Source organism: Herbaspirillum frisingense, assembly GCF_047325095.1.
GTDB lineage: Bacteria > Pseudomonadota > Gammaproteobacteria > Burkholderiales > Burkholderiaceae_D > Herbaspirillum > Herbaspirillum frisingense.
On sequence record NZ_CP168558.1, the window covers coordinates 2,666,083 to 2,688,787 of the forward strand.

The 22,705-nt window shown below is 62.3% G+C and carries 17 protein-coding genes and 2 tRNA genes; 13 read left to right on the forward strand and 6 right to left on the reverse strand.

The features are described 5' to 3' along the window. Positions 1–198: 198 nt before the first annotated feature. The 5 genes from ACEOAC_RS12380 (at position 199) to ACEOAC_RS12400 (ending at position 5,968) form a co-directional block, all read left to right on the forward strand. Positions 199–471, forward strand: a complete 273-nt coding sequence (locus tag ACEOAC_RS12380) for an HU family DNA-binding protein (protein WP_006463919.1) — start codon at positions 199–201, stop codon at positions 469–471. A gap of 49 nt (positions 472–520) precedes the next feature. Then, a tRNA-Val gene (locus tag ACEOAC_RS12385) sits at positions 521–596 on the forward strand. A 25-nt stretch (positions 597–621) separates the two neighbouring features. Then, positions 622–698, forward strand: a tRNA-Asp gene (locus ACEOAC_RS12390). A 788-nt stretch (positions 699–1,486) separates the two neighbouring features. Beyond that, positions 1,487–3,121, forward strand: a complete 1,635-nt coding sequence (locus tag ACEOAC_RS12395; protein ID WP_413444567.1) for a methyl-accepting chemotaxis protein — start codon at positions 1,487–1,489, stop codon at positions 3,119–3,121. A gap of 249 nt (positions 3,122–3,370) precedes the next feature. Beyond that, positions 3,371–5,968 carry a 2-oxoglutarate dehydrogenase E1 component gene (locus ACEOAC_RS12400; protein ID WP_413628899.1) on the forward strand — a complete coding sequence of 866 codons (2,598 nt, stop codon included), beginning with the start codon at positions 3,371–3,373 and terminating at the stop codon, positions 5,966–5,968. Positions 5,969–6,191: 223 nt separating this feature from the next. Here ACEOAC_RS12400 and ACEOAC_RS12405 read toward each other — a convergent pair whose 3' ends face one another. The 5 genes from ACEOAC_RS12405 to ACEOAC_RS12425 form a co-directional block, all read right to left on the reverse strand. After that, the gene (locus ACEOAC_RS12405; protein ID WP_006463916.1) at positions 6,192–6,692 is read right to left on the reverse strand and encodes a spore coat U domain-containing protein; all 501 of its coding nucleotides are present in this window, start codon (positions 6,690–6,692) and stop codon (positions 6,192–6,194) included. A 225-nt stretch (positions 6,693–6,917) separates the two neighbouring features. After that, positions 6,918–7,400, reverse strand: a complete 483-nt coding sequence (locus ACEOAC_RS12410; protein WP_006463915.1) for a spore coat U domain-containing protein — start codon at positions 7,398–7,400, stop codon at positions 6,918–6,920. 26 nt (positions 7,401–7,426) lie between these two features. Further along, positions 7,427–9,703 carry a fimbria/pilus outer membrane usher protein gene (locus ACEOAC_RS12415; protein WP_413628900.1) on the reverse strand — a complete coding sequence of 759 codons (2,277 nt, stop codon included), beginning with the start codon at positions 9,701–9,703 and terminating at the stop codon, positions 7,427–7,429. A 23-nt stretch (positions 9,704–9,726) separates the two neighbouring features. Then, positions 9,727–10,443 carry a molecular chaperone gene (locus ACEOAC_RS12420; protein ID WP_233207649.1) on the reverse strand — a complete coding sequence of 239 codons (717 nt, stop codon included), beginning with the start codon at positions 10,441–10,443 and terminating at the stop codon, positions 9,727–9,729. Between the two features lie 310 nt (positions 10,444–10,753). Further along, on the reverse strand, positions 10,754–11,242 hold the full coding sequence (locus tag ACEOAC_RS12425; RefSeq protein ID WP_166757976.1) for a spore coat U domain-containing protein: 489 nt from the start codon (positions 11,240–11,242) through the stop codon (positions 10,754–10,756). A gap of 437 nt (positions 11,243–11,679) precedes the next feature. Between ACEOAC_RS12425 and ACEOAC_RS12430 the strand changes: the two genes are divergently transcribed. The 4 genes from ACEOAC_RS12430 to ACEOAC_RS12445 all read left to right on the forward strand — a co-directional run bounded on the left by ACEOAC_RS12430 (position 11,680) and on the right by ACEOAC_RS12445 (position 16,379). Then, on the forward strand, positions 11,680–13,464 hold the full coding sequence (locus tag ACEOAC_RS12430) for a sensor histidine kinase (protein ID WP_413444564.1): 1,785 nt from the start codon (positions 11,680–11,682) through the stop codon (positions 13,462–13,464). 97 nt (positions 13,465–13,561) lie between these two features. Beyond that, on the forward strand, positions 13,562–15,025 hold the full coding sequence (locus ACEOAC_RS12435) for an ATP-binding protein (protein ID WP_077235390.1): 1,464 nt from the start codon (positions 13,562–13,564) through the stop codon (positions 15,023–15,025). Next, complete coding sequence (locus tag ACEOAC_RS12440) at positions 15,025–15,675, forward strand: response regulator (protein ID WP_039875663.1); 651 nt, start codon at positions 15,025–15,027, stop codon at positions 15,673–15,675. Before ACEOAC_RS12435 ends, ACEOAC_RS12440 begins: the two co-directional genes overlap by 1 nt. 230 nt (positions 15,676–15,905) lie before the next feature. Further along, positions 15,906–16,379: a response regulator gene (locus ACEOAC_RS12445; RefSeq protein ID WP_413444725.1), complete on the forward strand. Its 474-nt coding sequence runs from the start codon at positions 15,906–15,908 to the stop codon at positions 16,377–16,379. A gap of 119 nt (positions 16,380–16,498) precedes the next feature. Here the strand turns inward: ACEOAC_RS12445 and ACEOAC_RS12450 are convergent, their stop codons facing one another. Beyond that, entirely contained in the window at positions 16,499–17,176 is a 678-nt protein-coding gene (locus ACEOAC_RS12450) for a Crp/Fnr family transcriptional regulator (RefSeq protein WP_039875661.1), read from the reverse strand. Between the two features lie 267 nt (positions 17,177–17,443). Here ACEOAC_RS12450 and ACEOAC_RS12455 point away from each other — a divergent pair, with 267 nt between their 5' ends. The 4 genes from ACEOAC_RS12455 (at position 17,444) to ACEOAC_RS12470 (ending at position 22,662) form a co-directional block, all read left to right on the forward strand. Further along, positions 17,444–19,405 carry an AMP-dependent synthetase/ligase gene (locus ACEOAC_RS12455; protein WP_413444726.1) on the forward strand — a complete coding sequence of 654 codons (1,962 nt, stop codon included), beginning with the start codon at positions 17,444–17,446 and terminating at the stop codon, positions 19,403–19,405. 75 nt (positions 19,406–19,480) lie between these two features. After that, positions 19,481–20,362, forward strand: coding sequence for an ABC transporter ATP-binding protein (locus tag ACEOAC_RS12460; RefSeq protein ID WP_039875658.1), 882 nt, complete (start codon positions 19,481–19,483; stop codon positions 20,360–20,362). A gap of 75 nt (positions 20,363–20,437) precedes the next feature. Beyond that, positions 20,438–21,352, forward strand: a complete 915-nt coding sequence (locus ACEOAC_RS12465) for a branched-chain amino acid ABC transporter permease (protein ID WP_006463904.1) — start codon at positions 20,438–20,440, stop codon at positions 21,350–21,352. Between the two features lie 233 nt (positions 21,353–21,585). Next, positions 21,586–22,662 (forward strand): branched-chain amino acid ABC transporter permease, encoded by a 1,077-nt coding sequence (locus tag ACEOAC_RS12470; RefSeq protein WP_006463903.1) that lies wholly within the window; start codon positions 21,586–21,588, stop codon positions 22,660–22,662. The last annotated feature ends 43 nt before the right edge of the window (positions 22,663–22,705 follow it).

The following is a 22,705-nucleotide window of genomic DNA, read 5'->3' on the forward strand; positions in this document are numbered from 1 at the left end:
TGAAGGTAAGGATCCTCACTGAAAATCGCGACAATCCCGGAAGCCCGCTTGACACCTGGGGATGCGGCTTGTTTAATAGCCGCTGCGGAATTTTTCCGTAAGGCAATCGACGGGCAGCAGGGCTCGGTCGCGATATGTCGGAGCCCGGGCGATGTCGTTTGAATTCAAACAGATCAAATACTTGTTCGAGGGGCGTAAGTGAATAAAGGCGAACTGATAGAACACATTGCCGGCGCAGCGGATATTTCCAAGGCAGCGGCTGGACGTGCAGTGGACGCATTCATTGGGGCAGTCAAGACCACGCTGAAAAAGAACGGTACCGTGACCCTGGTGGGTTTCGGCACCTTCGCCGTTGGCAAGCGTGCGGCCCGGACTGGACGCAATCCCCAGACCGGAGCGGCCCTCAAGATCAAGGCGTCCAAGGTTCCTAAATTTAAAGCTGGCAAAGCATTAAAAGATGCTATAAAATAATGTTCTTTCGTTGCAGCGGTAAGAGAGCAACGAGACTGTTAAGGTTGCCGGGCGCTTAGCTCAGTTGGTAGAGCGGAGCCCTTACAAGGCTTAGGTCGGGAGTTCGAGCCTCTCAGCGCCCACCAGCATCTTGCAGTCGGCACCAGTTTAGGAGCGGTAGTTCAGTTGGTTAGAATACCGGCCTGTCACGCCGGGGGTCGCGGGTTCGAGCCCCGTCCGCTCCGCCAAATAAAACGCCTCGTTCGCAAGAACGGGGCGTTTTTGTTTTTGCGCAGCAAAAACCTGCGGAGTGGAGGGAGCCGCCTGCGCGGCTCCCGGCGGGGCGAGAAGGGAATCGCTTGCAAGCGATTCCGCGGCCTGCGCGTGTGTAGGAGAGCCCCGTCCGCTCCGCCAGATAAAACGCCTCGTTCGCAAGAACGGGGCGTTTTTGTTTTTGCGCAGCAAAAACCAGCGGAGTGGAGGGAGCCGCCTGCGCGGCTCCCGGCGGGGCGAGAAGGGAATCGCTTGCAAGCGATTCCGCGGCCTGCGCATGTGTAGGAGAGCCCCTGCCGCTGCGCCAGACAAAACGCCTCGTTCGCAAGAACGGGGCGCTTTTGTTTTTGTTTTTGCGCAGAAAATTGGGAGGCAAGGAGACGAATCTCTAGCACGCCGACCCCTATTTGGAAAAGACACAGTTACCGACTGGGAAGATTACGCGACACGCTAGAAAAAATTTGAGTTTTCCGTACTATTTCCCACTGGAAATGCTTACACTAAGCCGGAATTTGCAGTTTCTCAAAACAGGAGACCGGCACACGCCGGGGCGCAATAATGTTTTTGAGGGAACCCGGCCTGTCACACAGGCTGAGGAAGAGGGCTTGAGCCGCTCCCCAAAGATGTAAGAAGAACCCATCGAGATGCAGTAGCGGATTCGCGCGTAGTGCAGTGACAGCAGGAGCAGGGTGACGACCAATCGTATCGTCTTCCTGCGATGGCCTGCACGTTTGGCATCTAATGGGATTAAGAGGGGGTAGCGATGAAGCTCGCCAATTTCAACATTGGCGTCCGCTTGGGCGCAGCATTTGCAGTGGTCTTGTTGCTGATCGTGGTGACCGCCACGGTCGGGATCAGGAACCAGTCTTCCAACAACGCTGAAATCAACAGCATCGTCAACGAGAAGTACCAGCTCATCGCCTTGAGCAACCAGATCAAGAACAATGGCTACAAGGCCAACGCAGTATTGAGCAACATCCTGCTGGCCGCCACACCGGAAGCATCGGCCAAGTACATGGACGAATACGCCGGCCTGCGCAAGGCCAACACCGAGGCCTACAAGCAGCTCGAAGGCATGCTCGATTCCGACAAGACCAAGGCCCTCTACGCCGAGCAGACCACTGCTCGCGCAGCCTATGGCGTGGCCGTGCGCAAGTTCTTCGAACTGATGAAGAATGAAGACCGCGCCGCCGCCACCACGCTGTACCAGGGCGACATGTCTAAGCTCCAGCTGGACTACTTTGTCATGGTCGACAAGATGGTCAATTCGCTGGCCAAAGAAATGGTGGTCGATGCCGGCCAAGCGGCCGAAGACGGCCAGATGGCCGTGATCCAGATGCTGGTGCTGTCGGCCGTGGCCGTGGTGCTGGCCTCGGTGGTCGGAGTGCTGATCACGCGTTCCATCACCGCCCCGGTGCGTCACGCGGTCATGCTGGCCGAGACCGTGGCGCAGGGTGACTTGTCCTATCGCCTGCAGGCCAAGGGCAAAGACGAGATCAGCCGCCTGCTGCAAGCGCTGCAGCACATGAGCGATAACCTGCATGACACCGTCTCCAACGTGCGCAACGGCACCTCGGCGATCGACATGGCCGCACGCGAACTGGCACAGGGCAACCTGAGCCTGTCGGACCGCACCGAACAGCAGGCCAGCTCCCTGGAGGAAACCGCCTCGGCCATGGAGCAGCTGACCTCGGCAGTGCGCCAGAATGCCGACAACGCCTTGCAAGCCAGCCAGCTCGCCGTCTCGGCCTCGGACGTGGCCGTGCGCGGCGGCGCCTCGGTCGAGCAGGTGGTCAACATCATGAGCGCCATCAGCACTTCTTCCGGCAAGATCGCGGACATCATCGCCGTGATTGACGGCATCGCCTTCCAGACCAACCTACTGGCCCTGAACGCGGCAGTCGAAGCAGCCCGTGCCGGCGAACACGGTCGCGGCTTTGCCGTGGTGGCCAGCGAAGTGCGCGGCCTGGCCCAGCGTAGCGCCGTGGCCGCCAAGGAAATCAAATCCCTGATCGAAGGTTCGGTCAGTCACGTCAAGGCTGGCAGCACCATCGTCGAACAAACGGTGGCCACCATCGATGAAGTCATCGCCAGCATCAAGCATGCGACCGATCTGATCACCGACATCAGCGCCTCCAGCAAGGAGCAGAGCGAAGGCATCGAGCAGATCAACCAGGCCATCAGCCAGATGGACCAGATGACCCAGGAAAACTCCGCCCTGGTGGAGCAGAACGCTGCCGCCTCCAAGGCCTTGCAGGCCCAGGCCGAGCAGTTGTCGGCCCTGATGGGACGTTTCCGCCTGAGCGAACTGATCGCCCATTCCGGATATGCCGGTGCGGCACGCGGTGGCGTGCGCGAAAAGATCATCCAGCCCGAGCTGTCCCTGATCCAGGGCTAGTAGACGGATAGGGTTACCCGTTTTTGTGTGAACGCAGTGTGGTAAGAGGGGCCGTGAGGAGACCATGGCCGGCCATTCACGGCCGGTCGTGACAAGAACAAGGCGTCCCATCCGCAGGCATTGCGGGTGAGGACGCGATCATCGTCTTTTCCGTCAAGGGCATGTCCGCAATTTCGATTTCGAAATGATCTCGAGCTCGTTGTCGAGCGTGATGCGACATGTCCGTGCACTTGCCCAGAAAGGTTCGCCATGCCACTTCATTCTCCGAGTTCACTCGGGCAGACTTCCTCCACAGCGCGCCAGGCCCTGGCGTATGCCCGCATCCAGTCCTTCATCGATGCCTACCGCAACGAGGGGTATCGCATCGCCGATATCGATCCCCTGGGCACGATCTCGGTGCCCGACATTGCGGCTCTCCTGCCGCAGACGCACGGGCTGGAGGACGAGGACATCGCGCTGGCACAGCATCGCTTCCTCGACGGCCTGGGCCTGACCAATGTCAAGGAGCTGACCCATCACCTGAGCCGGCTGTTCTGCGGCCCGCTCGCACTGGACTGCAGCGGCGTGCGCGACGAGCCGCGCCGTCAGTGGCTGCTGGCGCGTCTTGCTGCCCGTGACCCCGGCGCCGAGCCGCAGGCGCAGGAACGCGCGGCCATCCTGGCCCGCCTGGCAGCCGCCGAACAGTGGGAAAACTATCTGCAGCAAGACTATCCGCAGGCCAAGCGTTTTTCCCTGGAAGGTTGCGAAAGTCTGCTCCTGTTGATGGATACCCTGGTGGAGCGTTGCAGCTTCTACCAGCTCGACAAGCTGTTCTTCGCCATGCCGCATCGTGGCCGCCTCAACCTGCTGGTGAACCTGATGCAGATGTCGGCTGCCGAGATCGTGGCCTACTTCGATGCCAGCAAAACCACCCCGGCCGCCGCCAGCGCGGTGGATCTGCCTTACCACCTGGGTGCCGAGGCCGTGCGCCATACCGCACTGGGCCAGGTCGGCCTGTTCCTGGCGCACAACCCCTCGCACCTGGAGAGCGCCTATCCGGTCCTGCTGGGCATGGCCCGCGGTTACCGCGCCAGTCACCCCAAGGCAGCGCCGCCCGCCTCGGTGGTGATCCATGGCGACGCCGCCTTCTGCGGCCAGGGCGTGGTGATGGAGTCGCTCAAGCTGGCCCAGCATCCGGGTTACGACGTGGGCGGCACGGTTCACGTGATCGTCAACAACCAGATCGGTTTTACCACACCCAACCCGCTGGATCCGGAAAACCACGGCTACTGCACCGACATCGCCCGCATCGTCGGCGCGCCGGTGCTGCACGTCAATGCCGACCAGCCGGAGGCGGTGTTGCGCGCGGCGCGCATCGCCTTTGACTACCGCATGCAGTTCCACGCCGATGTGGTAATCGACCTGGTCGGCTATCGCCGCTGGGGACACGCCGAGCAGGACACGGCTACCGTGACCCAGCCGCTGCTGCATGGCTTCATCGACAAGCATCCCTCGGTGACCCGGCTGTACGCACAATCCGGATGGCCTGGTTCGGATGCGGGAGCCGCCCTGCTGGCCACCAGCAGCCAGCAGGCGCTGACCGCCTTCAGGGCCAGCCGTCCAGGTCATGCCGCAGCGTCGGCGGCGACCTCGGAGCGTACGCAGGACAAGACCTCCAAAGCGGCAGCCGCGCCCAGCCTGAACCAGATGCGTCAATGGGTGGAGCGGATGACACGCCTGCCGGCTGGATTCGAACCACATCCGGCCATCGTCAAGCTGATCGCGCAATGGCAGCACAGCGTGGCCGCGCCCGAGCACCCGTGCAGCTGGAATTTTGCCGAGAACATGGCCTATGCCTCTCTGCTCAGTGCCGGTCACGGCGTGCGCATTTCCGGCATGGACGTGCAGCGTGGCACCTTCATGCAACGTCATGCCGTGTGGCATGCGGTGGATGAGGCACAGGCACAGCAGCGGTCCTTCCTGCCCCTGCGCGAAGTCGCAGCATCCCGCGCCAGCCTGGAAGTGATCAATTCGCCCCTGAGCGAAGAAGCGGTGGTCGGTTTCGAGTACGGCTTCAGCGTGCAGGCGCGCCCGGATGCGCTGACGATCTGGGAAGCCCAGTTCGGTGACTTCGTCAACGGCGCCCAGATCATGATCGACCAGTACATCACCTCCGGTCGTGGCAAGTGGGGCTATGCGTCGGCGTTGACGATGTTGCTGCCGCATGGCTACGAAGGCGTGGGGCCGGAACATTCCACCGGCTATCTCAGTCGCATGCTGCTGCTGTGCGCGGGTCAGAATATCCGGGTGGCCTATCCCTCCAGTTCGGCGCAGTGGTTCCACCTTCTGCGCGATCAGGCCCTGCATGCGGACCGGCCGCTGGTGGTCTTTACGCCCAAGTCGGTGCTGCATGGGGAGCCGCGTGCCAGTTCCCCGCTATCGGACTTGCTGGAGCAGGGCTTCCAGCCGCTGCTGGGCGACCCTGAGGGGCCGCAAGCGTCCGCGGTACGGCGTGTCGTGTTGTGCAGCGGCAAGGTGCGCTACGACCTGGCCGATGCCCGCGCCAGCGCGCAGGACCAGGAGACCGCGCTGCTGCCGGTGGAGCAGCTCTATCCCTTCCCGACGGCACAACTGGGTGACGTCCTGCGCAGCTATCCGCAGTTGCAGGAAGTGGTGTGGGTACAGGAAGAAGAGCGTAACCAGGGTGCCTGGCTGTGCGTGCGCGATGCCATCGAAGCCGCCTTGCCGGAGACGGTGCGCCTGCGTGCGGTCTATCGCCCGGATACCGCCTCCGGGCCGACCGCCTCCAAGGCCAGCCATTACGCCCAGCAGGCAAGCCTGGTGCAAGCGGTCTTTGCTCAAGGCTGAGCGAAGGAGGGCGAAGGAGGGCGAAGGAGGGCGAAAAAAAACGGTGCACTTCTGCGCGAAGTGCACCGTTTACCCCCTCCGGTTTTCCCCGGTTATCTGGTCGTGTTGACGTTGTAGTCCGCAAGTTAAGCTTTAGTCAAGTAACTTTCGTGCTGCAGCTGCTCAAGTCCGGCTTCAAAGGCGCTTCGGCATGCGGCTGCCGGGCGCGTGCAGCGTATTTGTCTCAGTAGGTCAGCGTGACCGTGACGGTATCCGAGTAGGCGCCGGCCAGCGGGGTCTGGGCGGCGGGAATCTGGCCGTAGACGGTCAGCGTCTGGGTCAGGCCCGAGCCGGTGCCGGTGGCGGTATCGGTGCCGATGGTCGAGCCCCAGTTGTTGGTGCGGGCTGCATCGCGGTAGAGGGCATAGTTCAGGGTGCCACCGCCGGCCGCGCTCATCTTGCGGCTGCTGACGGTGGAGCCGCTTCCGGTGCCGGCATCCAGGCCGACGTTGTAGGCGGTGCCATTGGTGCAGAGCACGGTGATGGTGCCGGACTGGTTGACCACGCTCTGGGTGTAGGCGCCGAAGGCGATGGCCGAGCCGACCACGGTGCAGGCGGCAACCACCGAGGCGCTGATGGTCAGCGTGCCGCTGGCGGTGGCGGCGAAGGAAGCCGGAGCGCTGGAGGCCAGGACGACGGCGGCGATGGAAGCTGCAACGAAACGATTCTTCTTGGCAAAAAACATTTGGTTTCTCCGGTGTTGGCCGCCCGTCCTTGCCCCTTGCAAGAACTTCCCTGTGCAGCGCTGGTATGGAGACACTTTAATTTCCGGGCGGCGCCAGCGACATCCGGCGATTCCCTAGCCACCCGCCAATCTGCGTCAGGGAAAACCTGAGCCGCCACATCGGCTATGCCCAGCGACGTCCAGCGACTTCCAGCGACTTCCAGCGATACGGCCGGCGCCAAGCGCTCAATAGGTGATCAATACCGTCAACGTATCCAGATAGCTGCCGGCCTTGGCATTCTGGCTGCCCGGCAAGCGGCCGTAGACCGTGTAGGTCTTGACCACGGGTGTGAGAACCTGCAGCAGATAGCCATCGGTGATGAAGCTGGTGCTGGAGGAGCCGTCACCCCATGTCGAGGTCCGTGCCGAGTTGGTATAGACCTGGTAGTTGAGGCTGTTGGCGCCACTGAGCATCTTGCGCTGCGCATAGGCGCCGCTGCTGCCGGTGCTGAGCTTGACGGTATAGCCGATCAGCAACGACACCGTGGCCTGGCAGGTCACGGTGATGCTGCCGGTATTGTCCAGATGCGCACTGGACTGCGGGTCATACAGCCCGAACGCCACCGGATTTGTGGCCGACGAGCAGATCTGTTGCGCCTGCACCGGGGCGCATGCCAGCAGGACAAGGGCCCAGGCCAGGGCCGGGCGGATTGGAGGGATCGTCTTCATGTGTTCTCCATGATGCCGGTCGCGTTTCAATGGCAGATCACGACTTCGTTGCTCATGCCGCCTTCGCTGCGCGGTTGCGGCGTCAGCGTGGCGTGGCATTGCGCCCCCGAGGGCAGCAGTACGTCCAGCGTATTGACCGGTGCCAGTTCCTGCAGGTAGCTCACGCCGTCATAGCCCACGGGCGCCTGCAGACCGGTCTCGCGCACGCGGATGCTGGCGCCTAGCGGAATGAACTGGCCCGCTGCATCCTTGAGGATGATGGTCACATCCGAGGCCCGTCGTGCATTGAAATGCACCACTACGCCGGAGCGATCGCGCGGCCGGATGTACTGGTCCGGCTGGTCCAGTTGCAGTGTCAGCGGCAGGTCCAGCACGTCCACCGAAATCTTGTTGACGTCGTAGGCGCGCAGGTCGGTCAGCAGTAACTGGCCGTTGTCGTCGGTGCGGCCAGCGTAGCGGTTCTCGTTGTAGATGCCGACGTTCTTGACGCCGCTGGCATTGACCACGGCAAAGCTGTCCTCGATCCAGTCCGAGGCGAAGCTGCCGCCATCGATGAAGGATACCGAGCCGCGCGCCCCCAGTCGCTGGCTGGTGGTATGGGCTGCCTGCGAGGCGGCCGCGGTGAGGCTGCCATAGCGGCTCTTGTAGTTGAGCTGGGCAATGCGCTGCTGATAGCTGCCTTCGGTGTCCTGCAACTGCCAGCCCAGGTCGCCGATGGCCACCGTCGAGCGACTGGCCTGCAGGGTGGCGGTGCGCTGGCCATTGTTGTTGCTTACGCTGGCACCGGCCACATCGCGCCCGCCGAAGGGAATGATCAGGCCGATGGTGGCGCCATAACCGCTGTTGCGAAAGTCGCGGTAACCGGTCAGGTACATGTTGGATGTGCTGCCCACCGACTTGAACCAGGTCACCGTCACCGTCTCGCTGTCGGCCAGGCCGCTGGTACCGGTATCGGTAAAGAGCAGCGGGCTCTTGCTGCGTGCATAGGCCATGCTCAGCGAGCCGCCGCTGCCCAGGTTCAGGCCCAGCGTGGCGATGGTGGCCGCGCGCGAGACCGGCGCCCCCTGGATGGCACCGATGTCCTGGTAGTTGCGGGTGGACTGGGTGCGGGTCAATGACACGCTCACCGCATCGGCGTTGCGTTCGACGGCCAATGACACCTGCTGGCCCGAGCCACTGTCGGCACTGCTGGCGGCCAGCGAGGTGGCCAGCACGGCGCGGTTGCCGAGATTGAAGACAGCGCCACCACCGGCCAGTTTCAGGCTGCGCATGGCCTCGGCATGGCCCTCCAGCGTAAGGATGTCGCTCACCCCCTGGCGGGCCGTGCCGGACAGGGCGAACTGCCCATAGTCATTGCTGCGCAGGCCATAGCGGCGGCGCACCCAGCCACCCTCGACCGAATAGGACGACAGGCCCGGTTTCAGCAGGCGATCGGTGGCGTAGAAGTTGATGGTACGCAGGGTCTGCCGTCCCAGTTCGTCGGTGACCGCCACCGCGATCTGGCCGGCGCCACTGGCGATAGGAGGCTGGCGGATCTCGAAGGGGCCGGGCGGCACCGGTTGCGAAAGCTGGCGCACGCCATTGACGAACAGGTCCACGGTGGATGGCACCACGGTTTCGCCCCCCAGCGAAGGCGTGGGGAAGCGCACCAGGTCCGGACGCAGGTTGAAGTCCGACGCGTACTGGAAGCCGCCCAGTCGCACCGAGCGGGTCCAGGCCAGGCTGCCATTGATGACGTCACCCAGGCGGTAACGCGTCAGGCTGGCCGGTTGGGAATAGGTATAGGTGGTTTCCAGGCGGGCCGATACGCCGCCGCTGTTGCCGGTATAGCCTAGCCCGGTCGAGCTGAGCACGCCGCTGCCGCTGAACCAGCGCGCATCGAACAGCCCGCCCAGGGCATGCTGGTTCTGGCTGGAAGTGGCCAGCAGATCGTAGTTCAGGACCAGCCCGCGCCCGCCCTCCGACAAGGGAACCCGGCTGGCAATGCTGGTGGCGTCGATGTCGGTCGTATTCATGAAACGGGCCGCAATCATGAGGTTGATCCGGGCAGCGCCCTCGTCGAGGTCGATCCCGGTAGCGATGGCGCGCAGGGGAATCAGTTCGTCGTTGGCACCATCCACGCGCAGCTTGAGACTGCGCAGTTCGGCCGCGGTCGCATACAGGGCTTGCTGGCGACGCGTGAATTGCGCCACCAGATCGGTGCCGCGGCCGTTGATGGACACTTCCAGCAGCAGCACCTCGTCACCGGTGGCGGCCCGTGCCACGGTCGCCGTGGCGCCCAGCAGCACCAGCATCAGAGGCATTAGCCAGAGCAGCAGCAGCCGTTTCAAGGCGCCACGGTGAGTTCGGTATCAATCGGCCCGGCATCACTGTTGGCAGTCAGTTTGACTTTGCTGCCTACGGCAAGCGGGGTCTCGGTGTCGATCAGGTATTGGCGGGTGATGCCGGCCAGCGTATAGGGGTTGCCGCCTGCCGGTGCGGTGATCTTCTTGCCGTTGGGAAGGGTCAGCGCCAGGTCCAGCAAGCGCGCACGTCGGTTGCCCAGGTTCTGTACCACCAGACGCGTCGGCTTGCCTGAGCGTAACTGGTAGTCAAGCTGCGGCTTCGGTGTGCCGGTAGGGGCGATGAACACCGGCATGGAAATCCGGAACTTGAAATTGATGGTGGCGCCTTCCGCCGCGGAGGGAATTTCGTCGATCAGCAGGCGAAACGCGATCTCGCCGGCCCCCGCTGCCTGGCGCGACACCACGCGGATCACCTGGGACGCACCCGGCGCCAGGTTGAACACCGGCGGGCTGATGATCAGGTTCTGGGTAGGTTGCAGATCATCCTTGCTGTCGACCTGGTTCCAGTCGTAGGCACGGATCTGCAGCGACACATTGTGATTGTCGTTATTGACGATCTTGATCACCCCTGCCGTGCGTGAGGAGGATAGCTCCAGCACCACGGGGGCAATCTCGAAATTGGAGGCCTGCGCCTGTTGCCATCCCCCTGCCGTCATCAGGCAGCCCATTGCACAGACACGTGCGAGCCGCCACAACATGGTTTCTGATCTCGTCACGCTACGAAATCCCCATTCTGGTTGTCAGGTATTGTCAATTTTTTGCTAGATTAAAACGAAACCGCGACAGGTCAAACAAAAAGTTGCAAGGCAGCCACAGAATTTAACTGAAAGTTAAATATTTCCTTTCGTCAACTTGCGTATTGGGATGGAAGATGTACGTCTGGCGCGGACGTAAAAATGGCGCGACTTCATATGAAAAGTCGCGCCATGCATGGAGGGTGCGGGCAGGGAAGTGGTCGCAGGCGGTGCCTGCCTGCTGGCGCATGGCCTGCGCCGGCCAATTCGGTAGTCAGTAGGACAAGGTAATGGCGACCACGTCGCTGTAGCTACCGGCGCGCGCTGTCTGGCCCGCCGGGATATAGCCGTAGACCGGCACGTTCTGGGCGCTGCCGTTACCGACCCCGGCGACCGTGTCGCTACCACTGCTGTTGCCCCAGGCACGGGTGCGGGCAGCATCCTGATACAGGCCATAGTTGAGCGAATTGGCCCCGTCGGCAGTGGTCAGCTTGCGAGTGGCGACATTGCCGCCTGCGCCGGTGCCGGCATCCAGGCTGATCGTGTAGCTGGTGCCGGCGGAACAGGCCACGCCGATCTGGGCGTTCTGTTGCAGCGCGCTGGACGCATAGACACCAAAGGGCAGGGCGGCGCTCTGCACCACGCATTGGGCCGGGACGATGGCACTGATGTCGAGCTTGCCGGTGGTGGAGACGGCCACGGCATTCACGCTCAGGCCAGCCAGGAGACCGACGGCAAGGAAGAGGGCGGGTGATTTTTTCATCATGATGCGATGCCGGCAAATGTCTGTAAAAGCTGGAATATATTATAGAATTAATTTGAATATTTACTCTGAAAACGGAGTCAAAAGTGCAGGCAAGCAACACCGTTTTCAGCAAATTTTAAGAATTTGCTTCGATTTGCTGACAGAAAGAGAACAATTGATGCCAGATCGTCACATTCCGGCATCGCTGCAGACAGCAAGGAGACGTACCCACGGCAGCGCTGCTGACCGTGCAATGGGGGACCGGGCGCAGCACCGCCGCGCGCCCGGAATGGAGATCCTGCGAAAAGACCATGCCCGCGCATCGCTTTGCGCGCCGGTCATGCAGGCGGGCGATCAGGTAACCGCTCCGCAACTTCAGGACGTGACCGCCAGACCGATGAAAAGTAACCGATGTGACCGATGTGACCGATGTGACCGATGTGATCATGTGACACATGCCGATAACTAGACAAAGCGGGCTGGCACGCGCCAGTACCGGCCTCTTCTTCCTGCTGGCCTTGCTGCTCTCGCTGGGCGTGGCAGCATTTTCCTATTACAGCGTGCGCGATTTCGAGCAGCGCGCAGTCTGGTTGCAGCATAGTCACGCCGTCATCAACAAGCTGGAAGTCGCCAATTCGACCGTGCGCGACGCGGTCAGCAATTCACGCGGCTATGCCTTGTCTGGCAACCAGGAATACCAGGCCGGTTTCGAGGCGGGCGTCAGGCAAATCGAGGTGCTTCTGCAGGATCTGCGCCGGCTCATGAGCGACAATGCGCAGCAGCTGCAACTGCTGACCCGCACGGAAGATCTGGTATCACAGCGGATCAGCCTCTCCCGTCGCCTGATGGAGCTCAGTCCAGACGAAGGGCGCCAACGGGTACTGGAAGGCAAGGACCTGAGCGATCGCATCCGCAACGGCTTTGAAGAGATGAAGAGCAACGAGAATGCACTGCTTGCCCGGCGTGCCCATGACACCGCCGCCAGCGCCGACCTGACCATCATCATGGTGGTCAGCGGCAGTCTGCTCAGCATGGCCTTGCTGGTGATGGTCTACAGCAAGCTGCGCCGCGAGATGAGCCGTCGGGTGGAGGCGCAGCAGCGCGCCCAGGCCTATTCCGACGAGATCGAAGACCTCTACAACAACGCGCCCTGCGGCTATCACTCGGTCGATGAGACCGACAAGACCATCATCAAGATCAACGATACCGAACTCAAGTGGCTGGGCTACACACGAGAGCAGGTGGTCGGGCGCATGACCCAGCTCGATCTGCTTAGCCCTGTGAGCGCCGAGCGTTACCAGCGTGAGCTGCATCCGCAATTCTTGCTCAAGCGCGAGATCAACGGCATCGATCTCGACTTCCGCCGCGCCGATGGCAGCGAATTCACGGCCCTGGTCAATGCCACGGCCATCCCCAGCCGCGACAACAGCAAGCTGATCAGCCGTACGGTCATCTATGACATTTCCGAGCGCAAGCGCGCCGAGGACGAAATCGAGGCCCTCAACGCCGATCTGGAACGGCAGGCCCAGCACCTGCATAGCGTCAACAAGGAACTGGAGAGTTTTTCCTATTCCGTCTCGCATGACCTGCGCGCCCCGCTGCGTGCCATTTCCGGTTACGCCATGATCCTGGAGGAAGACTACGCCAGCGTGATCGACGAAAAGGGCCGCGAACAGCTGCAGGTGATCCGCCGCAACGTGCGCAAGATGGATGAACTGATCAACGACCTGCTCAAGCTGGCCAAGTCCACCACGGGTGAACTGACCTTGCAGCGTTTTTCGATGGAAGAGGTGGTGGGCCAGGTCATCGCCGGCCTGCGCCAGGAAAATCCGGCCGTGCAGTTCGAGGTTGCACCGCTGGAAGGCGCCGTGGCCAATCGCGGCCTGATCACCCAGGTCTGGGAAAACCTGCTCTCCAATGCCGTCAAGTTCAGCAGCAAGAACGACCAGCCGCTGGTGCGGGTGACCATGGAGGTCGGCCCCGAAGAATACATCTATGGCGTGCATGACAACGGTGTGGGTTTCGACATGCGCTATGTGCACAAGCTGTTCGGCACCTTCCAGCGCCTGCATCGCCAGGAAGAATATCCAGGTACCGGCATCGGGCTGGCGCTGGTGCAACGCATCGTGATCCGCCATACCGGCCGGGTCTGGGCCGAGAGCACTCCCAAGGTGGGCGCGAGCTTCTATTTCTCGCTGCCGCGCAAGGGTGTCATGCCCAGCCTGGGTGATGTGCGCTGAAGTGGCATGATCGAGGCCCGGCATGAGAGCAACATCGTATGAACCAATGTGCCAGCCGCATTCTGAACAAAGAGTCTGACCGAGAGAGTCCTGCCCCATGAGCATTCCCCTACGCGTGCTGTTCGTCGAAGACATGGAAGAAGACGCCGTGCTGATGGTGCGCGAACTCAAGCGCGGCGGCTTCGAACCGACCTGGCAGCGGGTCGACGACGAACAGGCCCTGTTGGCGGCACTGCACGAGCAGCGCTGGGACATCGTCATCTCGGATTACTCGATGCCCATGTTCAGCGGCGTGGAAGCCCTGAAACTGGTCAAGGCCGACAACGACCAGACGCCGTTCATCATCGTCTCCGGCGTCATCGGCGAGCAGACCGCAGTGGAGGTGATGAAGGCCGGCGCCCAGGATTACTTCCTCAAGAGCGCCATCGCCCGCCTGCCGCACGCGGTCGACCGCGAACTGCGCGACGCCCAGGCGCGGCGCAAGCAGCGCGCCAGCGCCCAGGCCCTGCGCGAGATGCAGGCGCGCTTCAATGCCTTCATGAATGCCGCGCCGATGCCGACCTGGATCAAGGATTCGCAGCTGCGCTACAGCTACGTCAACCCGGCGCAGTCGGCCTTCTTCGGCATGACTCCGCATGACATGGATGGCATGACCGACGCCGAGCTGATGAGCACCGGCGCGGCCCAGGCCTCCCAGGAGTACGACCGCAAGGTGCTCGACGAGAAGGTCGAACTGCATACCCAGGAAACCATCTTCGACCACAACCACAATGCCCGCATCCTCGATGTCGTGCGTTTTCCCATCAGCGGCGAGGGCAAGGGTGACATGGTGGCCGGGCTGGCCATCGACGTCACCGAGCGCGAGCAATCACGGCGCGAGCTGGAGCTGGCGATCCAGCGTCAGCAGTTGCTATCGTCGCGGGTGATCGAAGTGCAGGAGCGCGAGCGCCAGCACCTGGCGCGCGGCCTGCATGACGACGTCGGCCAGTCGCTGACGGCGCTCAAGATCAACCTGGAAACCATCAAGAAGACCGGCACCCTGGAAGGCCCGTCGCTGCAGAACGGCATCGACATCGTCACCGCCGTGCTGGCCCAGGTGCGCAGCCTGTCGCTGGATCTGCGCCCGCCGCAGCTGGACAACCTGGGCCTGATCGCCGCCCTGCGTTCCTACGTGGAGCAGAAATCCAAGCTGGCCAACGTCAATGGCTGGTTCGAAAGCAGCGGCCACGACGGCGAGTTGCACCACGACATCGAAAACACCGCCTTTCGCATCGTGCAGGAAGCGGTCACCAACATCCTGCGTCACGCCAGGTGCCAGAACATCTGGGTCAAGATCGACCGCCAGCAGGACCAGGTCTATCTCAGCATCCGCGATGACGGTCGCGGTTTCGACATCGAACGTGCCCGTAGCAACGCCATTTCCGGCACCAGTTTCGGCCTGCTCAACATGGAAGAGCGGGCCGTGCTGGTAGGCGGTTCCATGGATATCACTTCAGCGCCCGGCGCAGGGACGGAAATCGTCATGCACCTGCCGGTCGCTCCTATCGTCAGGAGGTTGTAATGCTTACACGAATCATGCTGGCCGACGACCACGCCCTGGTGCGCAGTGGCATCAAGGCATTGCTGACCGCCATGCCGGGCGTGGAAGTGGTGGGCGAGGCGTCCGATGGCGCCGAGGTCATCGAGATGATCCCGCAGCTGAAACCCGACCTGGTGCTGCTGGACATCGCCATGAAGGGGATGAATGGCCTGGAAGCGCTACGTCGCCTGCGCGGCGAATACCCCACCATCCGCTTTTTGATGCTGTCCATGTACGGCAGCGAGGAATACGTGATGCAGGCCTTGAATGCCGGTGCCAACGGCTACCTGTTCAAGGACTCCGCCGCCACCGAGCTGGAAAAGGCGCTCTACGAGGTCAAGCATGGTCGCCAGTACCTGGACTCCCACATCTCGCGCGAGGCCCTGGACAACTACATGAAGCGGGTCGCCCAGAACGGCACGCCGGTGGAGGTGCTGACTCCGCGCCAGCGCGAAATCCTGCAACTGATCGCCGAGGGCAACAACACCAAGGAGATCGCCTATCAGCTCAATGTCAGCGCCAAGACCATCGAGACCCACCGGGCGCAGCTGATGGACCGGCTGGATATCCGCGATGTGCCGGGCCTGGTGCGGTACGCCATCCGGACCGGGATTGCCACCCCGGACAAGTGACAGCTTCACCTGGTTAAGGAAAAATCTGATTTTTTTTGAAATCGTCTGTGCAATAATCCCCTGACAGTACCGGGATCGGCGTCGGTACTGGTGTTCCAGCGAATCGCCGATGCTGGAAACTAGGGGAGGGCAGTTCCCGACGTCCCTGACGTCTTTCGGTGGTGGCCAGATGTGGTCGGTCCGGCAAGAATAGTTCCAGCTTGAAATTTACTGAAGAAAGCGATCCATCCATGGATATCGAGCAATATGACATCATCCTCGTCGACGACAGCCCGGAAGTGGCCGAGTTGACCCGCCTGGCGCTGGGCAGCCGCAAGCTGGCCGACAAGCTGACCTGGTTTGCCGATGCGGAACTGGCCGAGGAGTTCTTCTTCCAGGGGGAATACGCGCACCGCAAGGACCTGCACCCCTACCTGATCCTGCTCGATCTGAACCTGCCGCTGATGAGCGGTCACGATTTCCTGAAGATCATCAAGTCCAATGCCGCCACCTCGCACATCCCGGTGGTGATGTTCTCTTCCTCGGACGACCAGCGCGACATCAACCAGAGCTATGAACTGGGCGCCAATGGTTACGTCGTCAAGTCCACCGACCCCAAGGAATTCATGGGCACCGTGGTCGATACCGGCATCTACTGGCGCAATCGCAATCGCCCGGCCCGCAACGGCGAAGACGCCCCGCCATCCCCGGCGGCAGCCTCCTGAGCGGAGCCACCGGTCGCCAGGCCGTTGTCCCAATGAAAAAGCGCGGCTGTGACCGCGCTTTTTTCATGCCGTGCTGCAGGCCGAGACCGTGGACGGGTGGACGGGCCAGGCCCGGGGTTTCACCCCGGAAATTGCCGCAGGCCATCCAGGTCGTTGATGGTGATGCTGCCGTAATCCACCTTCAGCAGGCCGGCCTTTTCCAGTACCTGCAGGGCCTGGTTGGCACGCTGGCGCGAGGTGCCGGAGAGATTGCCGACTTCTTCCTGCGAAATCTGCAGGTTGCGGCCGATGCCCGGGTTCAGGTAGGGATTGAAGAGGGCCGCCAGGCAGCGTGCCACGCGGGCATCCGGCTCCAGCATGCGGTCGTATTCCACCAGCGAAATGAACAGCGCCAGGCGCTCGTTCAACTGCGTCACCAGGAAACGGTTGAAGGGGATGCTGTTGTCCAGCAACCAGATGTAGGTGGCCTTGGGCATGTACAGCAATTCGCTCTCGCGCAGTGCCACCACATCGTACTTGCGCGGCTCGTCCTTGAGCAGCGAGCCTTCGCCCAGCCAGCCGCCATTGGCCATGCCGGCGAAGGAGACAGTCTTGCCCTCGGGCGAGACGCTGCTCATCTTCAGCAGGCCTTCATGCACGCCGATCCAGTGCGCCACCGGGTCACCCTTGCGGCAGACATAGCCACCGGCGGCAATCTTGCGGCTGACCACTTCGGATTCCACCCGGGCCAGTTGCTCTTCGGTCAGCGCCTGCGCCCAGATGCTCTTGGACAGCATGCGTCGAATTGATGTCTCCATGATGATGCGTCGCAATATCGAAAGTTTGTCAATTGTCGGTGAGATGACATCCACTGGCAACCTCTCACTCTACTATCATCGCAAAAAAGGCCTGAACCAAACCCAGGCCAACCATAGAGACAGGACAGCTGGCATGCCCGACACAATGACTGCCGCAGTAAGAGCAGCGTAAGCCTGGCAGCACAGACTGATCCGACACCGGATTCGCCTCGATACACGGAAAAGTGAACGGGCGAATCTTTCGAACCTGCACAAGAAGGTGGGAAGATGGTGGAGACGAGACAAGACAACCAGGCCGCGACCTTTCCGCGGCTGCTGCAGGCGCATGCCCGCCAACGCCCCGAGCGGGCCGCCTTCCGCGAGAAGGACCTGGGCATCTGGCAGACCACGACCTGGCGCCAGGTGGCCGACGAGGTGCGCAGCTTTGCCTGCGGCCTGGCGGCCCTGGGCTTCAAGCGTGGCATGAGCCTGGCCATCATCGGCAACAACTGCCCGCGCCTGTACTGGGCCATGAGCGCCGCGCAGGCGCTGGGTGGCATGCCGGTGCCGCTGTACCAGGACGCACCGGCCGCCGACATGGCCTATGTGCTGGCCGACGCCAACGTCGACTTCGTCATGGCCGAAGATCAGGAGCAGGTCGACAAGGTCTTCGAGATCAAGGAAAACCTGCCCCGCATCGCCCACGTCATCTATGACGACGAGCGCGGCATGCGCAACTATCACCAGCCCGAGCTGCTGTCCTTTGCCCGCGTGCAGGAACTGGGCCGCGCCTACGAACACGCCCATCCCGACTTCTTCGAGAAGGAAGTCGCGGCCGGCTCGCCCGACGACGTCGCCATCATCCTCTATACCTCCGGCACCACCGGCAAGCCCAAGGGCGTGTGCCATTCGCACCGGGCCATGATCACTACCGCCACCACGCTGGTGGAGTTCGATCACCTGGACCAGGACGACGACATCCTGTGCTACCTGCCGCTGGCCTGGGTGGGCGATTTCCTGTACTCCTTCGCCCAGCAGCACGTCGCCGGTTTCTGCCTGAACTGTCCGGAGTCGCCCAATACCGTCATGACCGATCTGCGCGAGATCGGCCCGACCTATTACTTCGCGCCGCCGCGCGTGTATGAAAACATCCTGACCCAGGTCATGATCCGCATCGAGGATGCGGGCTGGCTCAAGCGCAAGATGTTCCACGGTTTCATGCGCGTGGCGCGTCGGGTCGGCATGCGCATCCTGGATGGCAAGCCGGGCGTGTCACTGATGGACCGGCTGCAATATGCGTTGGGCGACCTGCTGGTCTACGGGCCATTGAAGAACGTGCTGGGCATGTCGCGCCTGCGCGTGGCCTATACCGGTGGCGAGGCCATCGGCCCCGATCTGTTCGACTTCTATCGCTCCATGGGCATCAACCTGAAGCAGCTCTATGGCATGACCGAGACCTGCGTGACGGTGTGCATGCAGCCCTCGGGCGACGTCAAACTCGATAGCGTGGGCCGGCCCATGAAGGGCGTGGAAGTGCGCATCGACGACAACGGCGAAGTGCTGGTGCGTTCGCCCGGCCTGATGAAGGAATACTTCAAGCGCCCCGACGCCACCGCCGAGGCCATCGACGCCAACGGCTACTTCCACACCGGTGATGCCGGCTTCTTCGACAGCGATGGCCACCTCAAGATCATCGACCGCGCCAAGGATGTCGGCAAGATGGCCTGCGGCAGCATGTTTGCGCCCAAGTACATCGAGAACAAGCTGAAGTTCTTCCCCTTCATCAAGGAAGCGGTGACCTTCGGCAACGGCCGCGAGCAGTGCATGGCCTTCATCAACATCGACATGGATGCCGTGGGCAACTGGGCCGAACGGCGCAACCTGCCTTACAGCGGCTACACCGACCTGGCCGCCAATCCGGCAGTGTACGAACTGGTGCGCGAATGCGTGGAAAAGGTCAATGCCGACCTGGTGGCCGACCCGCTGCTGGCCGATTCGCAGGTCCATCGCTTCCTGATCCTGCACAAGGAACTCGACCCCGACGATGAAGAACTGACCCGCACCCGCAAGGTCCGGCGCGGCTTCATCGCAGAGAAGTACGCGGTGCTGATCGAGGCGCTCTATGACGGTCGCACGTCGCAATACATCGAGACCCAGGTCAAGTTCGAGGATGGCCGCCAGGGCATGATCGCAGCCGACCTGAAGATCGCCGAGGCCAAGACCTTCAAGACGCTGCAAAGCGCCGCCTGAGCAGCACGCAGTCCCGTCCCGGGCGCCTTGCCAGCGCGCCCGGCCAGCAGCGTAGCCCGACCAGACCACCGCTGAATGAATACGACCATGAAACGACACCTGTCTTCCGAAATCCTGCCCTCGGGCCTGCCACCCGTGACCAGCCCCGACGAAGAAGCAGCGGCCGTGGCCGCCAACGGGCGCCGCATCGGCGAGGTCATCCTGGACCTGCAGAACATCTCGCTGTCCTTCGGTGGCGTGAAGGCGCTGACCGACATTTCCTTCGATGTGCGCGAGCATGAAATCCGCGCCATCATCGGCCCCAACGGCGCCGGCAAGAGCTCGATGATCAACGTCATCAACGGCGTCTACCATCCGCAGAAAGGCCAGATCCTCTATCGCGGCCAGCCGCGCCTGGGCATGCATCCCAGCGCTATCGCGCGCCAGGGCATTGCCCGCACCTTCCAGAACATCGCGCTCTTCAAGGGCATGACGGTGCTGGACAACATCATGACCGGGCGCAACACCAAGATGCGCTCGGGCCTGTTCTCCAACGCCCTGTGGTGGGGCGCGGCCCGCAACGAGGAAATCGAGCATCGCCACAAGGTCGAGGAGGTGATCGATTTCCTGGAAATCCAGCACATCCGCAAGACCCCGGTGGGACGCCTGCCCTACGGCCTGCAAAAGCGCGTGGAGCTGGCGCGGGCGCTGGCGGCCGAACCGCACATGCTGTTGCTGGACGAACCCATGGCCGGCATGAACGTGGAAGAAAAGCAGGACATGTGCCGTTTCGTGCTGGATGTGAACGATCAGTTCGGCACCACCATCGTGCTCATCGAACACGACATGGGCGTGGTCATGGATATCTCCGACCGGGTGGTGGTGCTGGACTACGGCAAGAAGATCGGCGACGGCACGCCCGACGAGGTGATGAGCAATCCCGAAGTGATCAAGGCCTACCTGGGGACCTCGCACTGAGTCCGGGATCGGCGTACAGTCAATAAATAATATAAATAATAAAAACAATATCGAAGGCAGTAGCAAGGAGACGACATGCAATTCTTTCTCGAAGTCACCCTGAGCGGACTGCTCTCCGGGTTGATGTATTCACTGGTGGCCCTGGGCTTCGTGCTGATCTACAAGGCCTCCGGGGTGTTCAATTTCGCGCAGGGGGCGATGGTCTATTTCGCCGCGCTGGCGGTGGTGGGCCTGATGGAAAAGGGCATGCCGATGTGGGCCGCCATCATCGGCGCCTTCGTGGTGATGATCCTGGTGGGCCTGGCCACCGAACGCTTCGTGCTGCGCAAGCTGGTCAACCAGCCGCCGATCACGCTCTTCATGGCCACCATCGGCCTGACCTTCTTCCTCGAAGGCCTGGGGCCCTTGCTGTTCGGCAGTGAAGTGCGCCCCATCGACCTGGGCATCGTCGACGAACCGATCCAGTCGGTGATGGACAGTGTCGGCATCGGCCTCTCCAAGTTCGACCTCTTTGCCTCCGGCATGGTGGTGGCGCTGGTGGCGGCGCTGGCGCTGTTCTTCCAGAAGACCAAGGTGGGCCGGGCGCTGCGGGCCGTGGCTGATGACCACCAGGCCGCGCTATCGCTGGGTATCCCGCTGCAGCATATCTGGGCCGTGGTATGGGGCGTGGCCGGTTTCGTGGCGCTGATCGCCGGCCTGCTCTGGGGCTCGCGCAATGGCGTGCAGTTCGCGCTGACCATGACGGCGCTGAAGGCCTTGCCGGTGCTGATCCTGGGGGGCTTCACCTCGATCCCCGGGGCGATCGTGGGCGGGCTCATCATCGGTGCTTCCGAAAAGCTGGCCGAAATCTATATCCCGCCGGTGATGCAGGATGCCTTCGGCGGCAACTTCGGCGGCATCGAAGGCTGGTTCCCGTATGTGTTCGCGCTGCTGTTTTTGCTGGTGCGGCCGGAAGGCCTGTTTGGCGAGCGGCATATTGACCGTGTATGACAAAGTGCTGATTCCAACTGTTTCAATATGGATCGATTGAATGAGACGGCTTGCACCTCAGGCCACCGTTCGGACTGAGTAGGCCCATCAGGGCCGTATCGAAGCCTGTCCTGAGCCTGTCGAAGGGGCGCTCCTGCGCTTGCTGACGGCGCGCCTTCGATACGCGGCTGCGCCGCTACTCAGGACGAACGGTGCCAGATGGATTGAGCAAGAGCAGGAACAAGGAGAACATGATGCTGTACCGTGAAGCAGGACAATTCAAGACAAGCTACATCGCCGACAGCCAGATCTTCCCGATCCGCCAGGATCGCATCATCTTCACGCTGTTCATGGTGTTCGCCTTCGTGGCCGTGCCGCTGCTGGGCAGCGAATACTGGTTCTCGGCCATCCTGGTGCCGTTCCTGGTCTTCGCGCTGGCCGCACTGGGCCTGAATGTGCTGACCGGCTATGCCGGCCAGCTCTCGCTGGGGTCGGCCGCCTTCATGGCGGTGGGGGCCTACGCGGCCTACAACTTCCAGTTGCGGGTGGAGGGCATCCCCATCGTCGCCACGCTGCTGCTCTCGGGCGGGTGCGCGGCGCTGGTGGGCGTGCTCTTCGGGTTGCCTTCGCTGCGCATCAAGGGCTTCTACCTGGCCGTGGCCACGCTGGCGGCGCAGTTCTTCGTGGTGTGGGCGCTGACCAAGTTCCCCTGGTTCTCCAACAACAGTTCCTCGGGCGTGATCAGCACCCCCAAGATCGATTTCTTCGGCATCGCCATCGACACCCCCGTGCGCAAGTACCTGTTCGTGCTGGCCGTGGTGAGCGTGCTGGCGCTGGTAGCCAAGAACCTGGTGCGTTCCTCCACCGGGCGCGCCTGGATGGCGGTGCGCGACATGGACGTGGCCGCCGAGGTGATCGGCATCCCCTTGATGCGCACCAAGCTGACCGCCTTTGCCGTCAGCTCCTTCTACTGCGGCGTGGCCGGTGCACTGTATGCCTTCTGCTACCTGGGTTCGGTGGAGCCGGACGGTTTCTCGCTGGACCTGTCCTTCCGCATCCTGTTCATGATCATCATCGGCGGCGTGGGCAGTATCCTCGGCTCCTTCCTCGGTTCGGCCTTCATCCTGCTGCTGCCGATCTTCCTGGACAACGCGCTGCCGCCGCTGGCCGCGCTGCTGCACCTGCCGTTCACCAATGCCACCGTGTCGCACATCCAGATGATGGTGTTCGGCGCACTGATCATCTTCTTCCTCATCGCCGAGCCGCACGGGCTGGCGCGGCTGTGGCAGATCGCCAAGGAAAAACTGCGTCTGTGGCCGTTCCCGCACTGAGGGTTCGCCGAGTGACGCAACACTGCATCAAGGTAGGCGGGGG

Excerpts from the sequence above, each read along its gene's own strand:
- ACEOAC_RS12415 (WP_413628900.1), bottom strand. The coding sequence starts at position 9,703 with ATGCCTCTGATGCTGGTGCTGCTGGGCGCCACGGCGACCGTGGCACGG.
- ACEOAC_RS12455 (WP_413444726.1), top strand. The coding sequence starts at position 17,444 with ATGGTGGAGACGAGACAAGACAACCAGGCCGCGACCTTTCCGCGGCTG.
- ACEOAC_RS12445 (WP_413444725.1), top strand. The coding sequence starts at position 15,906 with ATGGATATCGAGCAATATGACATCATCCTCGTCGACGACAGCCCGGAA.
- ACEOAC_RS12450 (WP_039875661.1), bottom strand. The coding sequence starts at position 17,176 with ATGGAGACATCAATTCGACGCATGCTGTCCAAGAGCATCTGGGCGCAG.
- ACEOAC_RS12395 (WP_413444567.1), top strand. The coding sequence starts at position 1,487 with ATGAAGCTCGCCAATTTCAACATTGGCGTCCGCTTGGGCGCAGCATTT.
- ACEOAC_RS12465 (WP_006463904.1), top strand. The coding sequence starts at position 20,438 with ATGCAATTCTTTCTCGAAGTCACCCTGAGCGGACTGCTCTCCGGGTTG.
- ACEOAC_RS12430 (WP_413444564.1), top strand. The coding sequence starts at position 11,680 with ATGCCGATAACTAGACAAAGCGGGCTGGCACGCGCCAGTACCGGCCTC.
- ACEOAC_RS12470 (WP_006463903.1), top strand. The coding sequence starts at position 21,586 with ATGCTGTACCGTGAAGCAGGACAATTCAAGACAAGCTACATCGCCGAC.
- ACEOAC_RS12420 (WP_233207649.1), bottom strand. The coding sequence starts at position 10,443 with ATGTTGTGGCGGCTCGCACGTGTCTGTGCAATGGGCTGCCTGATGACG.
- ACEOAC_RS12410 (WP_006463915.1), bottom strand. The coding sequence starts at position 7,400 with ATGAAGACGATCCCTCCAATCCGCCCGGCCCTGGCCTGGGCCCTTGTC.
- ACEOAC_RS12435 (WP_077235390.1), top strand. The coding sequence starts at position 13,562 with ATGAGCATTCCCCTACGCGTGCTGTTCGTCGAAGACATGGAAGAAGAC.
- ACEOAC_RS12400 (WP_413628899.1), top strand. The coding sequence starts at position 3,371 with ATGCCACTTCATTCTCCGAGTTCACTCGGGCAGACTTCCTCCACAGCG.
- ACEOAC_RS12440 (WP_039875663.1), top strand. The coding sequence starts at position 15,025 with ATGCTTACACGAATCATGCTGGCCGACGACCACGCCCTGGTGCGCAGT.
- ACEOAC_RS12425 (WP_166757976.1), bottom strand. The coding sequence starts at position 11,242 with ATGAAAAAATCACCCGCCCTCTTCCTTGCCGTCGGTCTCCTGGCTGGC.
- ACEOAC_RS12405 (WP_006463916.1), bottom strand. The coding sequence starts at position 6,692 with ATGTTTTTTGCCAAGAAGAATCGTTTCGTTGCAGCTTCCATCGCCGCC.
- ACEOAC_RS12460 (WP_039875658.1), top strand. The coding sequence starts at position 19,481 with ATGAATACGACCATGAAACGACACCTGTCTTCCGAAATCCTGCCCTCG.